The organism is Stenotrophomonas sp. YJH_SMC_14-1 (assembly GCF_059372275.1).
Map to the genome: position 1 here is coordinate 887,504 of NZ_JCAFVK010000002.1, position 17,747 is coordinate 905,250.

Annotated in this window: 15 protein-coding genes and 1 tRNA gene; 15 read left to right on the forward strand and 1 reads right to left on the reverse strand. The window is 67.6% G+C overall.

Annotated elements, in window-relative coordinates:
- Positions 1 to 200: 200 nt before the first annotated feature.
- The 9 genes from fdnG (at position 201) to selD (ending at position 10,795) form a co-directional block, all read left to right on the forward strand.
- Positions 201 to 3,269, forward strand: a complete 3,069-nt coding sequence (fdnG, locus tag AC5P9P_RS08985) for a formate dehydrogenase-N subunit alpha (RefSeq protein ID WP_141097869.1) — start codon at positions 201 to 203, stop codon at positions 3,267 to 3,269.
- A 10-nt stretch (positions 3,270 to 3,279) separates the two neighbouring features.
- Complete coding sequence (gene fdxH / locus AC5P9P_RS08990) at positions 3,280 to 4,197, forward strand: formate dehydrogenase subunit beta (RefSeq protein WP_033834948.1); 918 nt, start codon at positions 3,280 to 3,282, stop codon at positions 4,195 to 4,197.
- Positions 4,194 to 4,841 (forward strand): formate dehydrogenase subunit gamma, encoded by a 648-nt coding sequence (locus AC5P9P_RS08995; RefSeq protein WP_005410882.1) that lies wholly within the window; start codon positions 4,194 to 4,196, stop codon positions 4,839 to 4,841. Before fdxH ends, AC5P9P_RS08995 begins: the two co-directional genes overlap by 4 nt.
- Before the next feature lie 251 nt (positions 4,842 to 5,092).
- The gene (locus tag AC5P9P_RS09000; protein ID WP_495216714.1) at positions 5,093 to 5,248 is read left to right on the forward strand and encodes a hypothetical protein; all 156 of its coding nucleotides are present in this window, start codon (positions 5,093 to 5,095) and stop codon (positions 5,246 to 5,248) included.
- The gene (gene fdhE / locus AC5P9P_RS09005) at positions 5,229 to 6,212 is read left to right on the forward strand and encodes a formate dehydrogenase accessory protein FdhE (protein ID WP_049403445.1); all 984 of its coding nucleotides are present in this window, start codon (positions 5,229 to 5,231) and stop codon (positions 6,210 to 6,212) included. The genes AC5P9P_RS09000 and fdhE overlap by 20 nt, the downstream gene beginning before the upstream one ends.
- Before the next feature lie 4 nt (positions 6,213 to 6,216).
- Positions 6,217 to 7,641 (forward strand): L-seryl-tRNA(Sec) selenium transferase, encoded by a 1,425-nt coding sequence (gene selA, locus AC5P9P_RS09010; protein ID WP_495227226.1) that lies wholly within the window; start codon positions 6,217 to 6,219, stop codon positions 7,639 to 7,641.
- Positions 7,638 to 9,569 (forward strand): selenocysteine-specific translation elongation factor, encoded by a 1,932-nt coding sequence (gene selB, locus AC5P9P_RS09015; protein ID WP_049403447.1) that lies wholly within the window; start codon positions 7,638 to 7,640, stop codon positions 9,567 to 9,569. Before selA ends, selB begins: the two co-directional genes overlap by 4 nt.
- Before the next feature lie 24 nt (positions 9,570 to 9,593).
- A tRNA-Sec gene (locus tag AC5P9P_RS09020) sits at positions 9,594 to 9,689 on the forward strand.
- Positions 9,690 to 9,715: 26 nt separating this feature from the next.
- On the forward strand, positions 9,716 to 10,795 hold the full coding sequence (gene selD, locus AC5P9P_RS09025) for a selenide, water dikinase SelD (RefSeq protein ID WP_495232697.1): 1,080 nt from the start codon (positions 9,716 to 9,718) through the stop codon (positions 10,793 to 10,795).
- A gap of 57 nt (positions 10,796 to 10,852) precedes the next feature.
- Here selD and AC5P9P_RS09030 read toward each other — a convergent pair whose 3' ends face one another.
- Complete coding sequence (locus AC5P9P_RS09030) at positions 10,853 to 11,713, reverse strand: YicC/YloC family endoribonuclease (protein WP_005410888.1); 861 nt, start codon at positions 11,711 to 11,713, stop codon at positions 10,853 to 10,855.
- Between the two features lie 124 nt (positions 11,714 to 11,837).
- Here AC5P9P_RS09030 and rph point away from each other — a divergent pair, with 124 nt between their 5' ends.
- The 6 genes from rph (at position 11,838) to AC5P9P_RS09060 (ending at position 17,678) form a co-directional block, all read left to right on the forward strand.
- Positions 11,838 to 12,563: a ribonuclease PH gene (gene rph, locus AC5P9P_RS09035; RefSeq protein WP_005410889.1), complete on the forward strand. Its 726-nt coding sequence runs from the start codon at positions 11,838 to 11,840 to the stop codon at positions 12,561 to 12,563.
- On the forward strand, positions 12,560 to 12,949 hold the full coding sequence (locus AC5P9P_RS09040) for a VOC family protein (protein ID WP_005414366.1): 390 nt from the start codon (positions 12,560 to 12,562) through the stop codon (positions 12,947 to 12,949). Before rph ends, AC5P9P_RS09040 begins: the two co-directional genes overlap by 4 nt.
- A complete protein-coding gene (rdgB, locus tag AC5P9P_RS09045; RefSeq protein ID WP_033834954.1) occupies positions 12,946 to 13,542 on the forward strand; it encodes an RdgB/HAM1 family non-canonical purine NTP pyrophosphatase in 597 nt (198 codons plus the stop codon). The genes AC5P9P_RS09040 and rdgB overlap by 4 nt, the downstream gene beginning before the upstream one ends.
- Positions 13,543 to 13,598: 56 nt before the next feature.
- On the forward strand, positions 13,599 to 14,825 hold the full coding sequence (gene hemW, locus AC5P9P_RS09050) for a radical SAM family heme chaperone HemW (RefSeq protein ID WP_288469223.1): 1,227 nt from the start codon (positions 13,599 to 13,601) through the stop codon (positions 14,823 to 14,825).
- A gap of 202 nt (positions 14,826 to 15,027) precedes the next feature.
- On the forward strand, positions 15,028 to 17,307 hold the full coding sequence (locus AC5P9P_RS09055; protein WP_495232698.1) for a DUF1631 family protein: 2,280 nt from the start codon (positions 15,028 to 15,030) through the stop codon (positions 17,305 to 17,307).
- Positions 17,304 to 17,678, forward strand: a complete 375-nt coding sequence (locus AC5P9P_RS09060; RefSeq protein WP_005410894.1) for a PilZ domain-containing protein — start codon at positions 17,304 to 17,306, stop codon at positions 17,676 to 17,678. The genes AC5P9P_RS09055 and AC5P9P_RS09060 overlap by 4 nt, the downstream gene beginning before the upstream one ends.
- Positions 17,679 to 17,747 lie beyond the last annotated feature (69 nt).

The window sequence follows — 17,747 nt, forward strand, 5'->3', positions numbered from 1 at the left end:
CGGAACATCCTGGAACCAGGCCCGGCAGACGCTTCCCCAGGGGGCGGGCACGCAACTTTACCAGAGCAGGCCCTTTCCGGGCCCGTCCGGCAGGCGCCGCGCCTTGTGCCACATGGGCATCCGGAGGCCTGTGCTATAACCGGCCCGTACCCAACGACAGCCCGGAGGCCTGCGCCTCCCCGCCATCCCAGGAGAACGGCATGCCATCGATGAGCCGCCGCCAGTTCCTGAAAGTGACCGGGACAACCCTGGTCGGCTCCAGCCTGGCATTGATGGGCTTCGCGCCCGGCATCGCGCTCGCGGAGGTCAGGCAGTACAAGCTGACCCGCGCGACCGAGACCCGCAACACCTGTACCTACTGTTCGGTGGCCTGCGGCATCCTGATGTACAGCCTCGGCGATGGTGCCAAGAACGCCGAACCGAGCATTTTCCACATCGAGGGCGACCCGGACCATCCGGTGAACCGCGGCACGCTGTGCCCGAAGGGCGCCGGCCTGGCCGACATCATCCACAGCAAGTCGCGCCTGCTCTACCCCGAGTACCGCGCGCCGGGCTCGAACGAGTGGAAGCGGCTGAGCTGGGACGATGCGCTGGACCGCATCGCGCGGCTGATGAAGGAAGACCGCGATGCCAACTTCGTGCAGAAGAACGAGGCCGGGCAGACGGTCAACCGCTGGCTGACGACCGGCATGCTGGCGGCCTCGGCCACCAGCAATGAAACCGCGGTGCTGACCCACAAGGTCGTGCGCTCCCTTGGCATGTTGGCATTCGACAACCAGGCACGTGTCTGACACGGCCCGACGGTGGCAGGTCTTGCCCCGACGCTAGGCCGTGGTGCGATGACGAATCACTGGGTCGACATCAAGAATGCCGACCTGATCCTGATCATGGGTGGCAATGCCGCCGAGGCGCACCCGTGCGGGTTCAAATGGGTGACCGAGGCCAAGGCACACAACAAGGCACGCCTGATCGTGGTCGATCCGCGCTTCAACCGCTCGGCCGCGGTGGCCGACGTGTACGCGCCGATCCGCACCGGTACCGACATCGTGTTCCTGGGGGGCCTGATCAACTACCTGCTGACCGAGGACCGCATCCAGCACGAGTACGTGCTGAACTACACCGACATGTCGTTCCTGGTGAAGGACGAGTTCGCCTTCAAGGACGGCCTGTATTCGGGCTACAACGAAGAGAAGCGCAGCTACGACCGCTCCAGCTGGGACTACGCCTACGGTGACGATGGCTTCGTGCGCAGCGACCCGACGCTGAAGGACCCGCGCTGCGTCTACAACCTGCTCAAGCAGCACTATGCGCGCTACACGGTGGAGATGGTCGAACGCATCTGCGGCACGCCGGCCGACAGCATCCGCCAGATCTGGGACATGATCGCGTCCACCGCCGGCAAGGACAAGGCGATGACCATCCTGTACGCGCTGGGCTGGACGCAGCACTCGATCGGCGCGCAGAACGTGCGTGCCGGCACCATGGTGCAGCTGCTGCTGGGCAACATCGGCGTGGCCGGTGGTGGCATGAACGCCTTGCGCGGGCATTCCAACATCCAGGGCCTGACCGACATCGGCCTGATGTCCGACCTGCTGCCCGGCTACCTGACCCTGCCGAAACAGGACGAACAGGACTACGAGGCCTACATCGCCAAGCGCACGCAGAAGCCGCTGCGCGCCAACCAGATGTCGTTCTGGCAGAACTACCCGAAGTTCCACGTCAGCCTGATGAAGTCGTGGTGGGGCGATGCCGCCACCGCCGACAACAACTGGTGCTTTGATTACCTGCCCAAGCTGGACAAGCCGTACGACATGCTGCAGGCGTACGAGCTGATGAACGAGGGCAAGATCCATGGCTACATCTGCCAGGGCTTCAATCCGCTGGCCTCGGCGCCGAACAAGGGCAAGCTGATCAGTGCGTTCTCCAAGCTGAAGTTCATGGTCAGCATGGACCCACTGGAGACCGAGACCATCGCCTTCTGGCAGAACCACGGTGCGTTGAACGACGTCGACCCAAGCACGATCCAGACCGAAGTATTCCGCCTGCCGACCACCTCCTTTGCCGAGGAGAACGGCGCGGTGGTGAACTCCTCGCGCTGGCTGCAGTGGCACTGGAAGGGTGCCAACCCACCGGGCGAAGCACGCAGCGACATCGAGATCATGTCCGAGCTGTTCCATCGCATCAAAGCGCTGTACGAGAAGGACGGCGGTGCGTGGTGGGAGCCGGTGCGCGACCTGGCCTGGAACTACGCCAACCCTGAGGTACCCACGCCCGAAGAGCTGGCGATGGAATACAACGGCAAGGCGCTGGCCGACGTGTTCGATCCGAAGGACCCAACCAAGCTGGTGCGCAAGGCCGGCGAGCAGCTGGCCGCATTCGGCGACCTGCGCGACGACGGCAGCACCGCCTCCGGCTGCTGGATCTACATCGGTGCCTGGGGCCCGACCGGCAACATGATGGCGCGGCGTGACAACAGTGACCCCACCGGCATCGGCAACACGCTGGGCTGGGCCTGGGCGTGGCCGGCCAATCGTCGCGTGATGTACAACCGCGCCTCGTGCGACGCCGCCGGAAAGCCATTTGATCCACGGCGCACGCTGCTGGCGTGGAACGGGAAAAACTGGGGCAGCGTGGACGTGCCCGACTTCAAGGCCGACGAAGATCCCGCCGGCGGAATGGGCCCGTTCATCATGAACCCGGAGGGCATCGCGCGCTTCTTCGCCAAGGCCGGCATGGCCGAAGGCCCATTCCCTGAGCACTACGAACCGTTCGATACACCGCTGCGCAGCAACCCGCTCAGCCCCGGCCAGGCACTGACGCTGAACAACCCGGCCGCCCGCGTATTCGCCAGCGATCGCGCACAGATCGGTTCACCGGACGAGTTCCCGCATGTGGCCACCACCTACCGACTGACCGAGCATTTCCACTTCTGGACCAAGCACGGCAAGTTGAACGCCATCATCCAGCCCGAGCAGTTCGTCGAGATCGGCGCGGCGTTGGCCGATGAGCTGGGCATCAACAACGGCAGCCGCGTGCGGGTCAGTTCCAAGCGCGGCCACATCGAAGCGGTCGCCATGGTGACCAAGCGCATCAAGGCCCTGCAGATCGATGGCCGGACCGTGCACCAGGTGGGCGTGCCGATCCACTGGGGCTTCCTCGGTGCGGCCAAGCCCGGATACATCGCCAATACGCTGACCAACGCCATCGGTGACGGCAACTCGCAGACGCCCGAATCGAAGTGCATCCTGGTCAAGGTCGAGAAGGTGTAGGAGACACGCCATGTCACTGCAATCCCTGGACATCATCCGCCGCTCGGCCACCACCACGCCCTCGCCGGAGGCGCGTGGTGCGCACACCGGCCAGGTCGCCAAGCTGATCGATGTGAGCAAGTGCATCGGCTGCAAGGCCTGCCAGGTCGCCTGCATGGAGTGGAATGACCTGCGCGACGACGTGGGCAGCTGCGTTGGCAGCTACGACAACCCGCCCGACCTGAGCGATCAGTCGTGGACGGTGATGAAGTTCCGCGAGTACGAGGACGAGAAGGGCAAGCTGGAGTGGCTGATCCGCAAGGAAGGCTGCATGCACTGCAGCGATCCGGGCTGCCTGAAGGCCTGCCCGTCGCCCGGTGCCATCATCCAGTACGCCAACGGCATCGTCGACTTCCAGGAAGAGAACTGCATCGGCTGCGGCTACTGCGTGACCGGTTGTCCGTTCGACGTGCCGCGCATTTCCAAGAAGGACCACAAGGCCTACAAGTGCACGCTGTGTTCGGACCGGGTTGCGGTGGGCCAGGAACCGGCCTGCGTGAAGACCTGCCCGACCGGCGCGATTACCTTCGGCAGCAAGCAGGCGATGACCGAGCATGCGGCCGGACGCGTGGAAGACCTGAAATCGCGCGGCTACGAGAACGCCGGCCTGTACGACCCGCAGGGCGTCGGCGGAACCCACGTGATGTACGTGCTGCAGCACGTGGACAGGCCGGAGCTGTATGCCGACCTGCCCAAGGACCCGCGCATCAGCCCGATGGTGGAGGTGTGGAAGGGCGTGGCCAAGCCGCTGGGCGTGCTGGCGATCGCCGCCACCGCCTTCGCCGGCTTCCTGCATTACATCGGCATCGGCCGCAACACGGTCAATGACGAGGAAGAAGAGGAAGCCGAGCACGAGGCGAAGAAGATCGAAGAGGAGCAGCGGCCATGAAGTACGCCCCGCACCCGCGCCAGATCATCCGCTACCGCGCACCGACCCGCATCAACCACTGGATCGTGGCAATCTGCTTCGTGCTGACCGCGCTGTCCGGGCTGGCGCTGTTCCACCCTGCCCTGTTCCCGTTGACCCAGTTGTTCGGTGGCGGACCGTGGACGCGCATCCTGCATCCGTTCATCGGGCTGGCCATGGTGGTGGGCTTTGCGCTGCTGGCGTTCCGCATGTGGCGCGACAATCTGCCAACCGCCGACGATCGCGCATGGATGCGCGGCATGCGCGATGTACTGCGCAACGAGGATGAGAAGCTGCCGCCGGTGGGCCGTTTCAATGCCGGCCAGAAGCTGCTGTTCTGGGCCATCATCGGCTGCCTGTCGGCGCTGCTGCTGACCGGCTTCGTGATCTGGCGGCAGTACTTCAGCCACTTCTTCCCGATCGGGGTGATCCGCTTCTCGGTGCTGGCCCATGCGCTGTTCGGCTGGGTGCTGGTGTGCGCGATCGTGGTGCACATCTATGCGGCGATCTGGATCAAGGGCTCGGTGCGGGCGATGACCCAGGGCAAGGTGACCTATGGGTGGGCGTACAAGCACCACCGGCAGTGGTTCAGGGACATCCTGCGCGGACGTCGGGAAGAGGGTTAGCGGCAGGGCCTGCGGCCCTGCACCCGCAGAGGCAAGGTCAACGTCAACGTCAAGAGCGGGCTTCCTGAGGGGTGGCGGGGTGGGTCCGGTTGCGGGGGACGCCGTAAACCCGTCCTTGGGGGCTTGACCGCGGCATCCATGCCGCGGACACCCCCGCAACCGGATCCACCCCGCCTTCGACAGTTTCCCGCTGCTGTCGGAATGGCATGAGCTGCTCTTGGTGGGTGTCGACCTTGGTCGACACGATGAACATGGCAACGACCGAAACGGGTTTTTGTAGAGTCGAGCCGTGCTCGACTGCTCTGCTCGACTGCGCTGCCTGGAACACGCTGGACGCGAGCGCCGACAACGGCGAGGATGGAGGCTGGTTCCTCTGGCTGGCCCTGCATGGCGCAACGCATCCTTGAACCCGGTGAGATCGAGACGCTCGCCTCGCGCGATGTGCCGCGCATCATCCTGCCCGATATCGAGTCACTGTTCGCTGAGCGCGCGACGCGCCTGCGCAGCCTGGCCGCGCACAGTGCCATCGGCGGCTACCTGCAGCTGCTGGCGGCGTTGGCCGATGCACAGCAGGCGCTGCTGGATGAGCTGACACCGCAGCAGCGCGAGGCACTGCAGTCGCAGGCGCGTGCGCAGCAGTCGAGTGCGGCGGCCGGTGCCGGCATGCCGTTGCGGCCGGCCAACACGCTTCAGCTGGATGGATGCTGGCGCGACTGGCTGCGCACGCTGTGCCAGCACTGTGCCGACGAAGCCGGGCTTCCGGTGGAAACCCGGCAGGAGCTGCAACGCGTCGCGGCTGCCGACGACGCCTGGCTGGATGCTCAGGCGCACGCGGTGCTGGAGCGCGATGACGCGCCGTCGGTGGATGCGGTCACTGCGCTGCTGGTGATGAACGCACTGCAGGTTTACTGGGCGGTGCTCGCAGCCAGCTTCCGCCCTACCGACCTGAAGCCGCTGGCTGATGCGCCAGGGCTGTGCCCGCTGTGCGGCACGTTGCCGGTGACCAGCGTGGTGCAGGCACGCCCACCCTATGCATCCTACCGTTACCTGTCGTGCTCGCTGTGCGCCTGCCAATGGCACTACGTGCGCGTGCAGTGCAGCCAGTGTGGTGCCGCCGGCAAGGACATCGCCTATCGCGCCCTGGCCGATGTGGACGGCGACAGCGGCGAGGCGGTGCGCGAGAGCGCGGTGCGTGCCGAGACCTGCGACCACTGCCACAGCTACCGCAAGATCCTGTATCTGGAAAAGGACCCGTCACTGGAGCCGGTGGCCGATGACCTCGGCACGCTGGCGCTGGATCTGCTGCTGGCCGAGGAAGGCTATGCGCGTGCCAGCCAGAATCCTCTGCTGTGGCAATCCGACGGCGACTGAGGCGATGACAGCCATACCCCCCGCCCCGGCATCGGCCGCCGCCCTGCCCTCGCTGGACCGGGTGCTGCGCCTGCCTGCACTGGCGCCACTGATCGAAGGCCACGGTCGAAGCCGCATCACCCAGCTGCTGCGTTCGCACCTGCAGGTGCTGCGTGAGGGCGTCAGCGCCGGCCAGTTGTCGACCGCGCAGCTGCAGGAAGCGGTCGACGGCCCGGCGCTGGTGGCAGCGGTCGAGGCCGCACTGGCAGCCGATGCACGGCTGGACCTGCAGCCGATGTTCAACCTGACCGGCACCGTACTGCATACCAACCTGGGTCGCGCATTGCTGCCCGAGGCCGCGGTGCAGGCAGTCACCCGCGCGATGACCGCGCCGGTCGATCTGGAGTTCGACGTCATCCGTGGCCGTCGCGGCGACCGCGATGCGCGGGTACAGGCACTGATCTGCGAGCTGACCGGTGCCGGAGCCGCCACTGTGGTCAACAACAATGCCGCAGCGGTCCTGCTGCTGCTCAACAGCCTGGCCAACCGCCGTGAGGTGGTGGTGTCGCGCGGCGAGCTGGTGGAGATCGGCGGCGCTTTCCGCATCCCGGATGTGATGCGCAGCGCGGGCGCTCGGCTGCTGGAAGTGGGTACCACCAACCGCACCCATGCGGCCGACTTCACCAACGCCATCGGCGCGCGCACAGCGCTGCTGATGGAGGTGCATGCCAGCAACTACGCGATCACCGGATTCACTGCCAAGGTCGACACGGCGGCGATGGCCACGATCGCGCACGAGCATGGCCTGCCGCTGGTGGTGGACCTGGGCAGTGGCAGCCTGTGCGATCTGGCCACGTTCGGCCTGCCGCACGAACCCACCGTGCAGGAAACGCTGACGGCCGGCGCCGATCTGGTTTCATTCAGCGGCGACAAGCTGCTGGGTGGTCCGCAGGCCGGCATCATCGCCGGCCGCGCCGACCTGATCGCGCGGATCAACCGCAACCCGCTGAAGCGGGCACTGCGCATGGACAAGATGGGCCTGGCCGCACTGGAAGCGGTGCTGGCCCTGTACCGCGAACCCGAGCTGCTGGCACAGCGGCTGCCGACACTGCGCGCGCTCTCGCGCACGCAGGATGACATTGATGCGCAGGCCCAGCGCCTGCTGCAGCCGATGCGTGCCTCGCTCACGGCGGACTACACCCTCGGGCCCGCTTCGATGCACAGCCAGATCGGCAGCGGCGCCCAGCCACAGGCGCAGCTGGCCAGCGCCGGACTGCGCATTACCAGCGCGCGCCGTGGCGGACTGGATCGGCTGGCCAAGCGCCTGCGTCAGCTGCCGCGACCCGTGCTGGGCCGCATTGCCGATGACGCGCTGTGGCTGGACCTGCGCTGCCTGGAACCGGCCGACGAAGCCGACTTCCTCGCCCAGTGGAGCACGCTGCAGGCATGATCGTCGGCACCGCCGGGCATATCGACCATGGCAAGACCAGCCTGGTGCGGGCACTGACCGGCATCGAAACCGATCGCCTGCAGGAAGAGCGTACGCGTGGTATTTCCATCGAGCTGGGCTATGCCTATGTTCCTGTGGAACGCAGGGACGGCACAGGTCCTGTCGCGACGCTGGGTTTCGTCGACGTGCCGGGCCACGAGCGCTTCGTGCACACGATGGTGGCCGGCGCCACGGGTATCGACGTCGCCCTGCTGGTCATCGCTGCCGACGACGGCGTGATGCCACAGACCCGCGAGCATCTGGCCATCCTGCAGCTGCTGGGCGTGAACCGGGGTGCGGTGGCGCTGACCAAGATCGACCGTGTGGATGCGGCGCGCCTGGCCCGGGTCGAGATCGAGGTCGCTGCCCTGCTGGCCGGCACGCCGCTGCAGGATTCCCCTGTGTTCACCTGCAACAGCACCGCACCCGACGATGCTGGCATCAACGCGCTGCGTACCCAGCTGCACGCGTGGGCGGCGGACGACGCCAGCACGCGCCAGGCCGAACTGCGCAGCGAGCTGTTCCGCATGCCGGTGGACCGCGTGTTCTCGCTGGCCGGTCATGGCACGCTGGTGACCGGTGCAGTGCACGGCGGCATCGCCTCGGTGGGTGAGCATCTGCAGCTGATGCCGGCCGCCACTGAAGTGCGCATACGCAGCATCCACGCGCAGAACCAGGCCAGTGACCACGCGATGGCCGGGCAGCGCTGCGCGCTGAACCTGGCGGCCATCGCCCGTGATGACATCCGTCGCGGTGACTGGATCGCCGACGCACGCGCACTGCTGGCCACCACCCGCGTTGATGTGCGGTTGCGGCTGTCCGCGTTGGCCGCACCGTTGCGCGACTGGGCACCGCTGCATATCCACTGGGGCACGATGCACCGGCAGGCCCATGTGGTGCTGCTGGAGGACCATGACCACGGTGATGGGCAGTTGGTGCAGCTGGTGTTCGATGCTCCGGTCTGTGCGATGTGTGGCGATCACTTCATTGCCCGCGATTCAGCGGCCACCCACACGCTGGGCGGCGGCCTCGTGCTCGATCCGGACCCGCCACAGCGGCGCCGGCGCAGTCCTGCACGGCTCGCATGGCTGGGAGCACTGGAGCAACTGGCCGCGGGTGCGGGAATCGGCCCACTGTTGCAGCAGGCGCCCTTCGGCGTTGCCATGGCCGCGCTGCAGCGTTACTGCCGGCGCGCCGCCGACCGGATCGATCTTCCTGCAGACACGCGACGCATCGTCACCCGCGAAGACACGGTAGTCATCCTTGTGTCGCACTGGCAGGCATTGCGCGAGCAGGTGATCGCCTCACTGCGTGGATGGCATGAGCGACGCCCGGACGAACCCGGTGTCGACAGCGGCCGCCTGCAGCGCAGCACCCTGCCCGCGCTTGCAGCGAGCCTCTGGAATGCGCTGCTGCAGGACCTGCTGGACGACGGCAGCGTGCAACGCGTGGGTGCCTGGTGGCGCCTGCCCGGGCATGACCATGCGCCACCGGAACGCGAGCGTCTGCTGCTGGAACGCGTGCTGCCGCAACTGCACGCCGGTCGCTTCGATCCGCCGTGGGTGCGCACCCTTGCTGCCGAGATCGGCCTGGCCGAAGACGAAGTCCGCGCCGTCCTGCGCCGTGCCACCGCACGTGGCGAGCTGTTCCAGGTGGTGCCGGACCTGTTCTATGCACCCGCGTGCATTGCGGAACTCGCCGCGATCGTCGCGCAGCTGTCACAGGCCAGCGGCACGGTGGATGCGGCCACGTTCCGCGATGCCATCGGCCTGGGCCGCAAACGCAGCATCCAGATCTTGGAGTTCTTTAATCGCGTTGGCTACACTCGACGCGTCGGTGACCAGCATCGGCCGCGCGGCGACCTGCAGTGGAACGCAGCCCGCGACTGAGCCCACCGGTACCGCCGTACTTTCGGAAGGCATGCGCATCCGGGCATGCGGCTGGGCTTCAAACCCAGTAGGGGGCGTCGATCGTTCCCTGGTAGGTTCGACTCCTGCTGCCTTCCGCCATTCGCGTTCCCGCAGGAGATGTCGGCATGGCCACGCACGCGCAGTCCCCCGCCCCTTCAACGGCCGATGCCCCGCAACGACTGACCTCTCTCGCGCATGGCGGCGGCTGCGGCTGCAAGATCGCGCCGGGCGTGCTGAGCGAACTGCTGCGTGGCGTTCCAGTACTTCCGGCACCGGCTGAGCTGCTGGTGGGCCGTGAGAACAGCGACGACGCCGCGGTGTATCGCCTCGATGACCGGCAGGCGATCGTCGCCACCACCGACTTCTTCATGCCGATCGTCGACGACCCGTTCGACTTCGGCCGCATCGCGGCCACCAACGCGCTGTCGGACCTGTATGCGATGGGCGCGCGCCCGCTGTTCGCACTGGCCATCGTCGGCATGCCGATCAACACGCTGCCGCAGGACACGATCCGCGGCATTCTGCAGGGTGGCGAACGCGCCTGCGCCGATGCTGGCATCGTGGTCGCTGGTGGCCACAGCATCGATTCGGTGGAACCCATCTACGGCCTGGTTGCGATCGGCGTGCTCGACCCGCAACGACTCAAGCGCAATGCCGATGCCCGCGCCGGCGACGTGCTGGTGCTGGGCAAGCCGTTGGGCGTGGGCGTGTATTCGTCAGCACTGAAGAAGGAAGTGCTGGATGCCGACGGCTACCGGCAGATGATCGCGTCGACCACCCGCCTGAACACCGTGGGCGTGCCGCTGGCCGCGCTGGACGGTGTGCATGCCATGACCGACGTCACCGGCTTCGGCCTGCTCGGCCACCTGCTGGAAGTGTGCCGCGCCAGTGGTGTCGCTGCCGAGGTGGACAGTGCACAGGTGCCGCTGCTGCCGCAGGCGCTGGAGCTGCTGCAGCGTGGCTGCGTGACCGGCGCATCCAACCGCAACTGGGCCTCCTATGGCACCGAGGTGCGCTTCGCCGATGGGTTGCCGGCACACTGGCAGCCACTGCTGACCGACCCGCAGACCAGCGGCGGCCTGCTGGTGTCCTGCGCTCCGGAGGCGGTGGATGCAGTGCTGGCCTGCTTCCACGACGCGGAGTTCGGCCAGGCAGCCGTGGTCGGGCGTTTGAGCGAAGGAGCGCCGGGCGTCAGCGTGCGCTGATGCGCTGGAACGACAAGGGCGCCCGAAGGCGCCCCTGCTGTACCGCTGGATGCAACATCACTCGATGTTCTGCACCTGTTCGCGGATCTGGTCGATCAGCACCTTCAGCTCCACCGCGGCATTGGACGTACGGCTGTCCACGGACTTCGAGCCCAGCGTGTTGGCTTCGCGGTTGAACTCCTGCAGCAGGAAGTCCAGGCGGCGACCGACCGGCTCGCGCTGCTTGAGCACGCGGCGGATCTCGACGATGTGGCTGCCGAGGCGGTCCAGTTCCTCATCCACGTCCAGCTTCTGCAGCCACAGCACCAGTTCCTGCTCGGCGCGGCCGGGGTCGACCGGGTGCGGCAGGTCGGCCAGGCGTGCGGCCAGCTTGGCGCGCTGGCCGTCGCGAATGGCCGGAATCAGCGTGCGGACTTCGGTGGCGATGCGTTCGATGCCGTCCACACGCTCGCTGATGGCCGCAGCCAACTTGCCGCCTTCGCGCTCACGGGCCTCGACGAAGCCATCCAGCACCTGGTCCAGCAGCGCCAGCGCCTCGACCTGCAGGGCGGCGGCGTCGGTGGCCTCGCCACGGGTCACGCCCGGCAGCTGCAGCAGGTCGGTGAAGCTGACCTGCAGGTTGGGGAAATCGGAGGTCAGGCGGTGCGCCAGGCGGCCCAGCTGGCCCAGCAGGGCCTCGTCCACCTGCAGGTTGGCCGCCGCTTCCGGCGCGCGCAGGCGCATCACCAGATCCAGCTTGCCACGGCTCAGGCGCGCGGCGATGCGCTCGCGCAGCTGCGGTTCGAGCGCCCGCAGTTCCTCGGGCAGGCGGGTGCCGACCTCCAGGAAACGGTGGTTGACCGAGCGCAGCTCGCAGCCCAGCGTGCCCCACGGGGTGACCCGCTCGCCGCCGGCATAGGCGGTCATGCTTCGAATCATGGATTGTGTCCGGTGCGTGCAAAGGGGGAATGGTACCCTAGCGCCCTCACCAGAGCCCCCTTGCCCGCCCCGTGAAGGCCGCGGGCGTGGCGGCGTACTCCCTCGCCATTACGGAACCCGCACCATGTCCGATTCCCGCCCCAGCGGCCGCCAGCCCGACCAGCTCCGCCCGGTCGTCATCCAACGCGGCTTCACCCGCCACGCCGAAGGTTCGGTGCTGGTGTGCTTCGGTGAAACCCGTGTGCTGTGCACCGCCAGCGTCGAGAACCGCGTGCCGGGCTTCCTGCGCGGCAAGGGCGAAGGCTGGGTCACCGCCGAATACGGCATGCTGCCGCGCGCCACCCACACCCGCAGTGACCGTGAAGCGGCCCGTGGCAAGCAGGGTGGCCGCACCCTGGAGATCCAGCGACTGATCGGCCGCAGCCTGCGCGCCTGCGTGGATCGCAACGCGCTGGGCGAGCGCACCATCACCCTCGACTGCGACGTGCTGCAGGCCGACGGTGGCACCCGCACGGCCGCCATCACCGGCGCCTACGTGGCGCTGGTCGATGCGGTGAACGTGCTGATGAAGCGTGGTGACATCAAGCGCAACCCGATCCTGGGCGCAGTGGCCGCCGTATCGGTAGGCGTGTACCGCGGCACCCCGGTGCTGGACCTGGACTACGCCGAAGACAGCGACTGCGACACCGACATGAACGTAGTGATGAACGATGGTGGCGGCTTCATCGAGCTGCAGGGCACCGCCGAAGGCCACGCCTTCCGTCGCGATGAACTGGATGCGCTGCTGGGCCTGGCCGAAAAGGGCGTGGGCGAACTGCTGGCCGCACAGCAGGCGGCGCTGTCGGCATGAACCGCCGCATCGCCCTGACCACCCTGGTGGTGGCCGACTATGACGAAGCCATTGCCTGGTACACCGGCAAGCTCGGCTTCGCACTGTTGGAGGACATCGACCAGGGCCACAAGCGCTGGGTGGTGGTCGGCCCGACCGACGGCAGCGCCGCCGCCCTGCTGCTGGCCCGCGCCAGCGACGAGGAGCAGCGCAGCCGCATCGGCAACCAGACCGGCGGCCGCGTCGGCTTCTTCCTCAACACCGACGACTTCCGCCGCGACCACGCGGCGATGGTCGCCGCCGGCGTCGAGTTCCTGGAAGCGCCGCGCGAAGAACCCTATGCAACGGTTGCGGTGTTCCGCGATCTGTATGGCAACACCTGGGACCTGCTGGAGCCCCGTCAATGAAGAAACTGGTACTGGCCAGCCACAACGCCGGCAAGCTGGTGGAGATGCAGGAGATCCTTGCCGATCTGCCGCTGCAGATCACCTCGGCCGCCGAACTGGGCCTGGGCGATGTGGAAGAGACCGGCCTGACCTTCGTCGAGAACGCGCTGCTGAAGGCACGCGCAGCCTGCGAAGCGACCGGCCTGCCGGCGCTGGCCGATGATTCGGGCCTGATCGTCGATGCCCTCGGCGGTGCGCCGGGCCTGTACAGCGCACGCTATGCCGGCCACCCGACCAATGCCGCAGCCAACAATGCCAAGCTGCTGGACGCGATGACCGACATTCCCGATGGCCAGCGCAGCGCCCGCTTCTATGCGGTGATCGTGCTGCTGCGCCACGCCACCGACCCGCAGCCGTTGATCTGCGAAGGCCGCTGGGAAGGGCAGATCATCCGCGAACTGCGTGGCACCAATGGTTTCGGCTACAACCCGGTATTCCTGGACACCACCCACGGCCTGACCGCCGCGGAAATGGAGCCGGCACTGAAGAACGCCATCAGCCACCGCGCCATTGCCCTGCAGCAGCTCAAGCAGCAACTGGCGACGCTGTACTGACGCCACCCGATCGACCCAGGGAAGCCGGCCATCGGCCGGCACTACCGAAGAAGCCCATGCCGCACGCCCACGACCACTGCAACCATCTGCCCGGCGAAGCCTGCTCCGCCGACCACGACAACCCGCCGCGGCTGGTGCCGCCACCGCTGTCGTTGTACGTGCACCTGCCGTGGTGCGTGCGCAAATGCCCGTACTGCGATTTCAATTCGCACCAGGCCAAGGGCGAGCTGCCGTTCGACGCTTATATCGATGCGCTGCTGCGCGACCTCGACCAGGACCTGCCGCTGGTCTGGGGCCGGGTGGTGCACAGCGTGTTCTTCGGTGGCGGCACGCCCAGCCTGTTCCCGCCGGAGGCGATCGACCGCTTCCTGCAACAGGCCAGCGCACGCCTGCGTTTCGCGCCCAATTCCGAAATCACCCTGGAAACCAACCCGGGCACCGCCGAACATGGCCGCTTCGACCGCTATCGCGCGGCCGGCGTGAACCGCCTCAGCTTCGGCATCCAGAGCTTCGACGACGCCATGCTCAAGCGCCTGGGCCGCATCCACGACAGTGGCGAAGCCGAGCGCGCGGTGAAGATGGCGCAGGACGCGGGCTACGACAACTTCAACATCGACCTGATGTACGCGCTGCCGGAACAGACCCTGGCCGGTGCCGAGGCCGACCTGGAACGCGCGTTCGCGCTGCAGCCGGCACACATCTCCCACTACCAGCTGACCCTGGAACCGAACACGGTGTTCTTCGCGCGGCCGCCGCAGGGCATTCCCGATGAAGACAACGCCTGGGACATGCAGGAACACTGCCAGGCATTGCTGGCACAGGCCGGTTTCGGCCAGTACGAGGTCAGCGCCTATGCGCGCCCCGGCCGGCAGAGCGCGCACAATCTGAACTACTGGCGCTTCGGCGACTACCTGGGCATCGGTGCCGGCGCGCACGGCAAGATCAGTTCCGGCGCCGAGGAGCATGTGCTGCGACGTTGGAAGCTGAAGCACCCGCAGGCCTACCTGGACAGCGCCGGCACGCCCGCCTCGTTCGGCGGCGACGATGTGATCGCGCCGGAGCGCCTGCCGTTCGAGTACATGCTCAACCTGCTGCGCCTGCACGAAGGTTTCGGCCTGCGCGATTTCGAGTCGCGCACGGGGCTGCCGCGCAGCGTGCTGGACGCTCCCCTGGCCGAGGCCGTGCAGCGCGGCTGGCTGGACATGACCGATGGCCATGTGCAGCCGACCGAGCTGGGCCGCCGCTTCACCAACGATGTGGTGAGCCTGTTCCTGGAGGATTGATCCTCGCCTGACAGAGGATCGTTCCGGCCGCTGGCCGGCAATCCGGTGAAGACATATCTGCCGGCCAGCGGCCGGCACTACCGTTCATCGGTCGGGCCAGGCCCGGCGGATGCGATTCACGTTCAGCCTAAAGTAGCGCCTACATCGGCCGACACGGTAGATTCACCAGATCGATCCGCGGGAATCCGGGTACCGCCTGCCGATGTCAGCTGTCTTTTCCATCACTCCTGCCGACAAGAACCGCCTGGCCGCCAGCGATCTGCCACCGCGGGTACGTGAGCTGCTGGGCGCGCTGATCGGCCTGTGCCGGCAGACGCTGGCGGCGCCCCTGATCCTGACCGTCGAGGCGCTGGAGCAGACCCTGCTGCACGACGCCGACCGCGCACGCAATCCGCAGCAGCAGGCCGAGCTGATGGCCCAGCGTGGACAGCTGCACGCCTTCGCCGGCCATTTCGCCGATCGCATGCTCGATGCCGTGGCCGACGCCCTCGCGCGGTTGCGCGAACCGGTCAGCGCTGTCAGTACCAGTGCTGGGCCGCCAGCGCTGCCGGGCATGCTCGGGCTGTCGCTGGTTGATGAGCACGAAGTGGATCGCGACCTGCTGCTGACCGAGATGGTGCGGCGCGAAACCCTGCGTTCAACCAACACACTGAACCTGCTTGGCCAACGCCTGGGCGTGCTGGCGGCGGCGCCGGCCTTCGAGGCCGACACCCTGCCACTGGCACCGCAGGCACTGTGCGCGATGGTGCGCCGGATTGCCGAACAGGACGCGCTGAGCGTCGAGGTACAGCTGGCGCTGTATCGCAGTTTCGAACGGCAGGTGCTGGAACGGCTGGGCGATATCCTTGACCGTGCCAATGCCCTGCTGGCCCAGTCCGGTGTACTGCCGGGGCTGGTCTACACCCCCTACCTGGCACGCTCGTCGAGCACGCGGCGGATCATCACCCAGTCGGTGGGGGGCGGCCGCACCACGCAGCCGGCCAAGCGCACCGCAGCCCCCCTGACAGGCTGGAACGGTTCGGCACCGGCCGGCTCCTGGTCCAGCCTGGTACAGGACGCCTTCCACGAGGGCGGCGCAGGCGGCCCCGCCACGCCGGGCGTGACCACCTCCACCGGCAGTGCACTGCATGAACTGCTGCAGCAGGCACGGCACGGCAGCCCTGCCCCGGCGGACAGCGGCGCGGTGCCCAGCGCGGCAGTCGACGCGGTACTCGCGCGCCTGCAGGCCCAGTCCAGTGCGGCAACCGGTGTGGCCGACCTGCAGGCTGCCGTGGTCGCGCAGCTGCGCAGCGAGCATGGTGCGCAGGCCCAGCTGGGCAGTCACGACCGGGACAACCTCGACCTGCTGCGCATGCTGATGCAGCAGGTGCAACAGCAGCAGCGCCCCGATCCAGTGCCGGCCGCGCTGCTGGCCCGCCTGCAGGTACCTCTGGCACGCGCCGCCATGGCCGATCCGGGCTTCTTCGTGCGCGACGAACACCCCGGGCGTGAGCTGCTCAATCAGATCGCCGAAGTCGGCGCCAACTGGCTGGGCGATGAGGATGTCGACCCGCAGTTGCTGCAGCGCATGGCGCAGAGCGTGCAGGGCCTGCTGGGGCAGGATGCGCGTTCGCCGGAAGTCTTTGCCGCCGCCAGTGAAGACGTGCAGCAGCACCAGCGCGCGGCGGCCCATCGTGCCGAACTGGCCGAGCGCCGCCATGTGGAAGCCGCGCGCGGCAAGGAACGATTGGAACTGGCCCGTCGCCAGGCCACCGCACAGATCGACCAGTGCTGCGACACCCGGTCGCCACCGCGCTTCGTGCAGACCTTGCTGCGCCAGGCCTGGGCCGATGCACTGACCCTCACCCGCCTGCGCCATGGCGACGATTCACCGCAATGGCAGGAGCGCCTGCAACAGACCGAGCGCATCGCTGCCATCACCGCGCAGGCCATCGACGCTCCCGGCGGCACCGATACCGTACTGGCAGCGGACGTGGAGGCCGCATTGCTGCAGGTCGGCTACCACGCCGAGGAAGCCGCCGCTGTAGCGCGCAGGCTGGCCACGCCCGGCGGCGAGGATGAAAGCACCTCGCGTACCGAGCTCAGCGCACGCCTCAAGGCACGTGCGCGCCTGGGCGAGCACGCCGGCACGAACAGTGGCGCCGCACCTGCCACGCCGCGCAGCAGCGCCGAAGAAGCCGCCTACCAACAGCTGTCCAGCCTGCCGTTCGGCAGTTGGTTCGACATCGACACGGGCGATGGCACGATGCGCCGCCAGCGCCTGTCCTGGTACAGCCTGCTGACCGGCCACGCGTTGTTCGTCAATGCGCGCGGGCAGAAGATCACCGATACCGACCTGGATGCGCTGGCACGGCAGATCAGTGCCGGGCGCGCGCAGCTGGTCACCGAAGACAAGGGCCGGCTGGTCGACCGTGCCTGGGAAGCCAGCCTCGGTGCGCTGCGCGCACTGGCCACGGCTCGCGCACAGGAGACCCCCGCATGAAAGCCGTACCGCCGCAGGACACCCGCCGCGCGCCGCGCCGCCAGGTCTCGGACCTGGTGCCGGTTACCGACCAGATGCGCGAGTGCGTGGTCGGGCGCCTCGGCAATGTCTCCGAAACTGGCATGCTGATGCTGGCCAGCATGCCGCTGCGCGAGGATGCGCTGTACCAGCTGCGCTTTCCCTTGCCATTGGGTGATGGCCGCCAGCAGGCCATCGACGTAGGCGTGCATCTGCTGTGGAGCGAGCCCGCACACGTTCCCGGGCAGAGCTGGACCGGCTTCCGCTTCCTGACCCTGTCGCGCGAACATCGACAGCTGCTGCGGCAGTGGGTGGGCGAAGACAGCGACGAGGGACCGGTTTCGACGGCCTGAGTGCCGGTTCCGGCACAGCGGTTTTTCGCGGTATGCGGCAGAATCTAAGGCCGTTTTCCGTGTCGAGCC

Excerpts from the sequence above, each read along its gene's own strand:
- fdxH (WP_033834948.1), top strand. The coding sequence starts at position 3,280 with ATGTCACTGCAATCCCTGGACATCATCCGCCGCTCGGCCACCACCACG.
- AC5P9P_RS08995 (WP_005410882.1), top strand. The coding sequence starts at position 4,194 with ATGAAGTACGCCCCGCACCCGCGCCAGATCATCCGCTACCGCGCACCG.
- AC5P9P_RS09000 (WP_495216714.1), top strand. The coding sequence starts at position 5,093 with ATGGCAACGACCGAAACGGGTTTTTGTAGAGTCGAGCCGTGCTCGACT.
- fdhE (WP_049403445.1), top strand. The coding sequence starts at position 5,229 with ATGGCGCAACGCATCCTTGAACCCGGTGAGATCGAGACGCTCGCCTCG.
- selA (WP_495227226.1), top strand. The coding sequence starts at position 6,217 with ATGACAGCCATACCCCCCGCCCCGGCATCGGCCGCCGCCCTGCCCTCG.
- selB (WP_049403447.1), top strand. The coding sequence starts at position 7,638 with ATGATCGTCGGCACCGCCGGGCATATCGACCATGGCAAGACCAGCCTG.
- selD (WP_495232697.1), top strand. The coding sequence starts at position 9,716 with ATGGCCACGCACGCGCAGTCCCCCGCCCCTTCAACGGCCGATGCCCCG.
- AC5P9P_RS09030 (WP_005410888.1), bottom strand. The coding sequence starts at position 11,713 with ATGATTCGAAGCATGACCGCCTATGCCGGCGGCGAGCGGGTCACCCCG.
- rph (WP_005410889.1), top strand. The coding sequence starts at position 11,838 with ATGTCCGATTCCCGCCCCAGCGGCCGCCAGCCCGACCAGCTCCGCCCG.
- AC5P9P_RS09040 (WP_005414366.1), top strand. The coding sequence starts at position 12,560 with ATGAACCGCCGCATCGCCCTGACCACCCTGGTGGTGGCCGACTATGAC.
- rdgB (WP_033834954.1), top strand. The coding sequence starts at position 12,946 with ATGAAGAAACTGGTACTGGCCAGCCACAACGCCGGCAAGCTGGTGGAG.
- hemW (WP_288469223.1), top strand. The coding sequence starts at position 13,599 with ATGCCGCACGCCCACGACCACTGCAACCATCTGCCCGGCGAAGCCTGC.
- AC5P9P_RS09055 (WP_495232698.1), top strand. The coding sequence starts at position 15,028 with ATGTCAGCTGTCTTTTCCATCACTCCTGCCGACAAGAACCGCCTGGCC.
- AC5P9P_RS09060 (WP_005410894.1), top strand. The coding sequence starts at position 17,304 with ATGAAAGCCGTACCGCCGCAGGACACCCGCCGCGCGCCGCGCCGCCAG.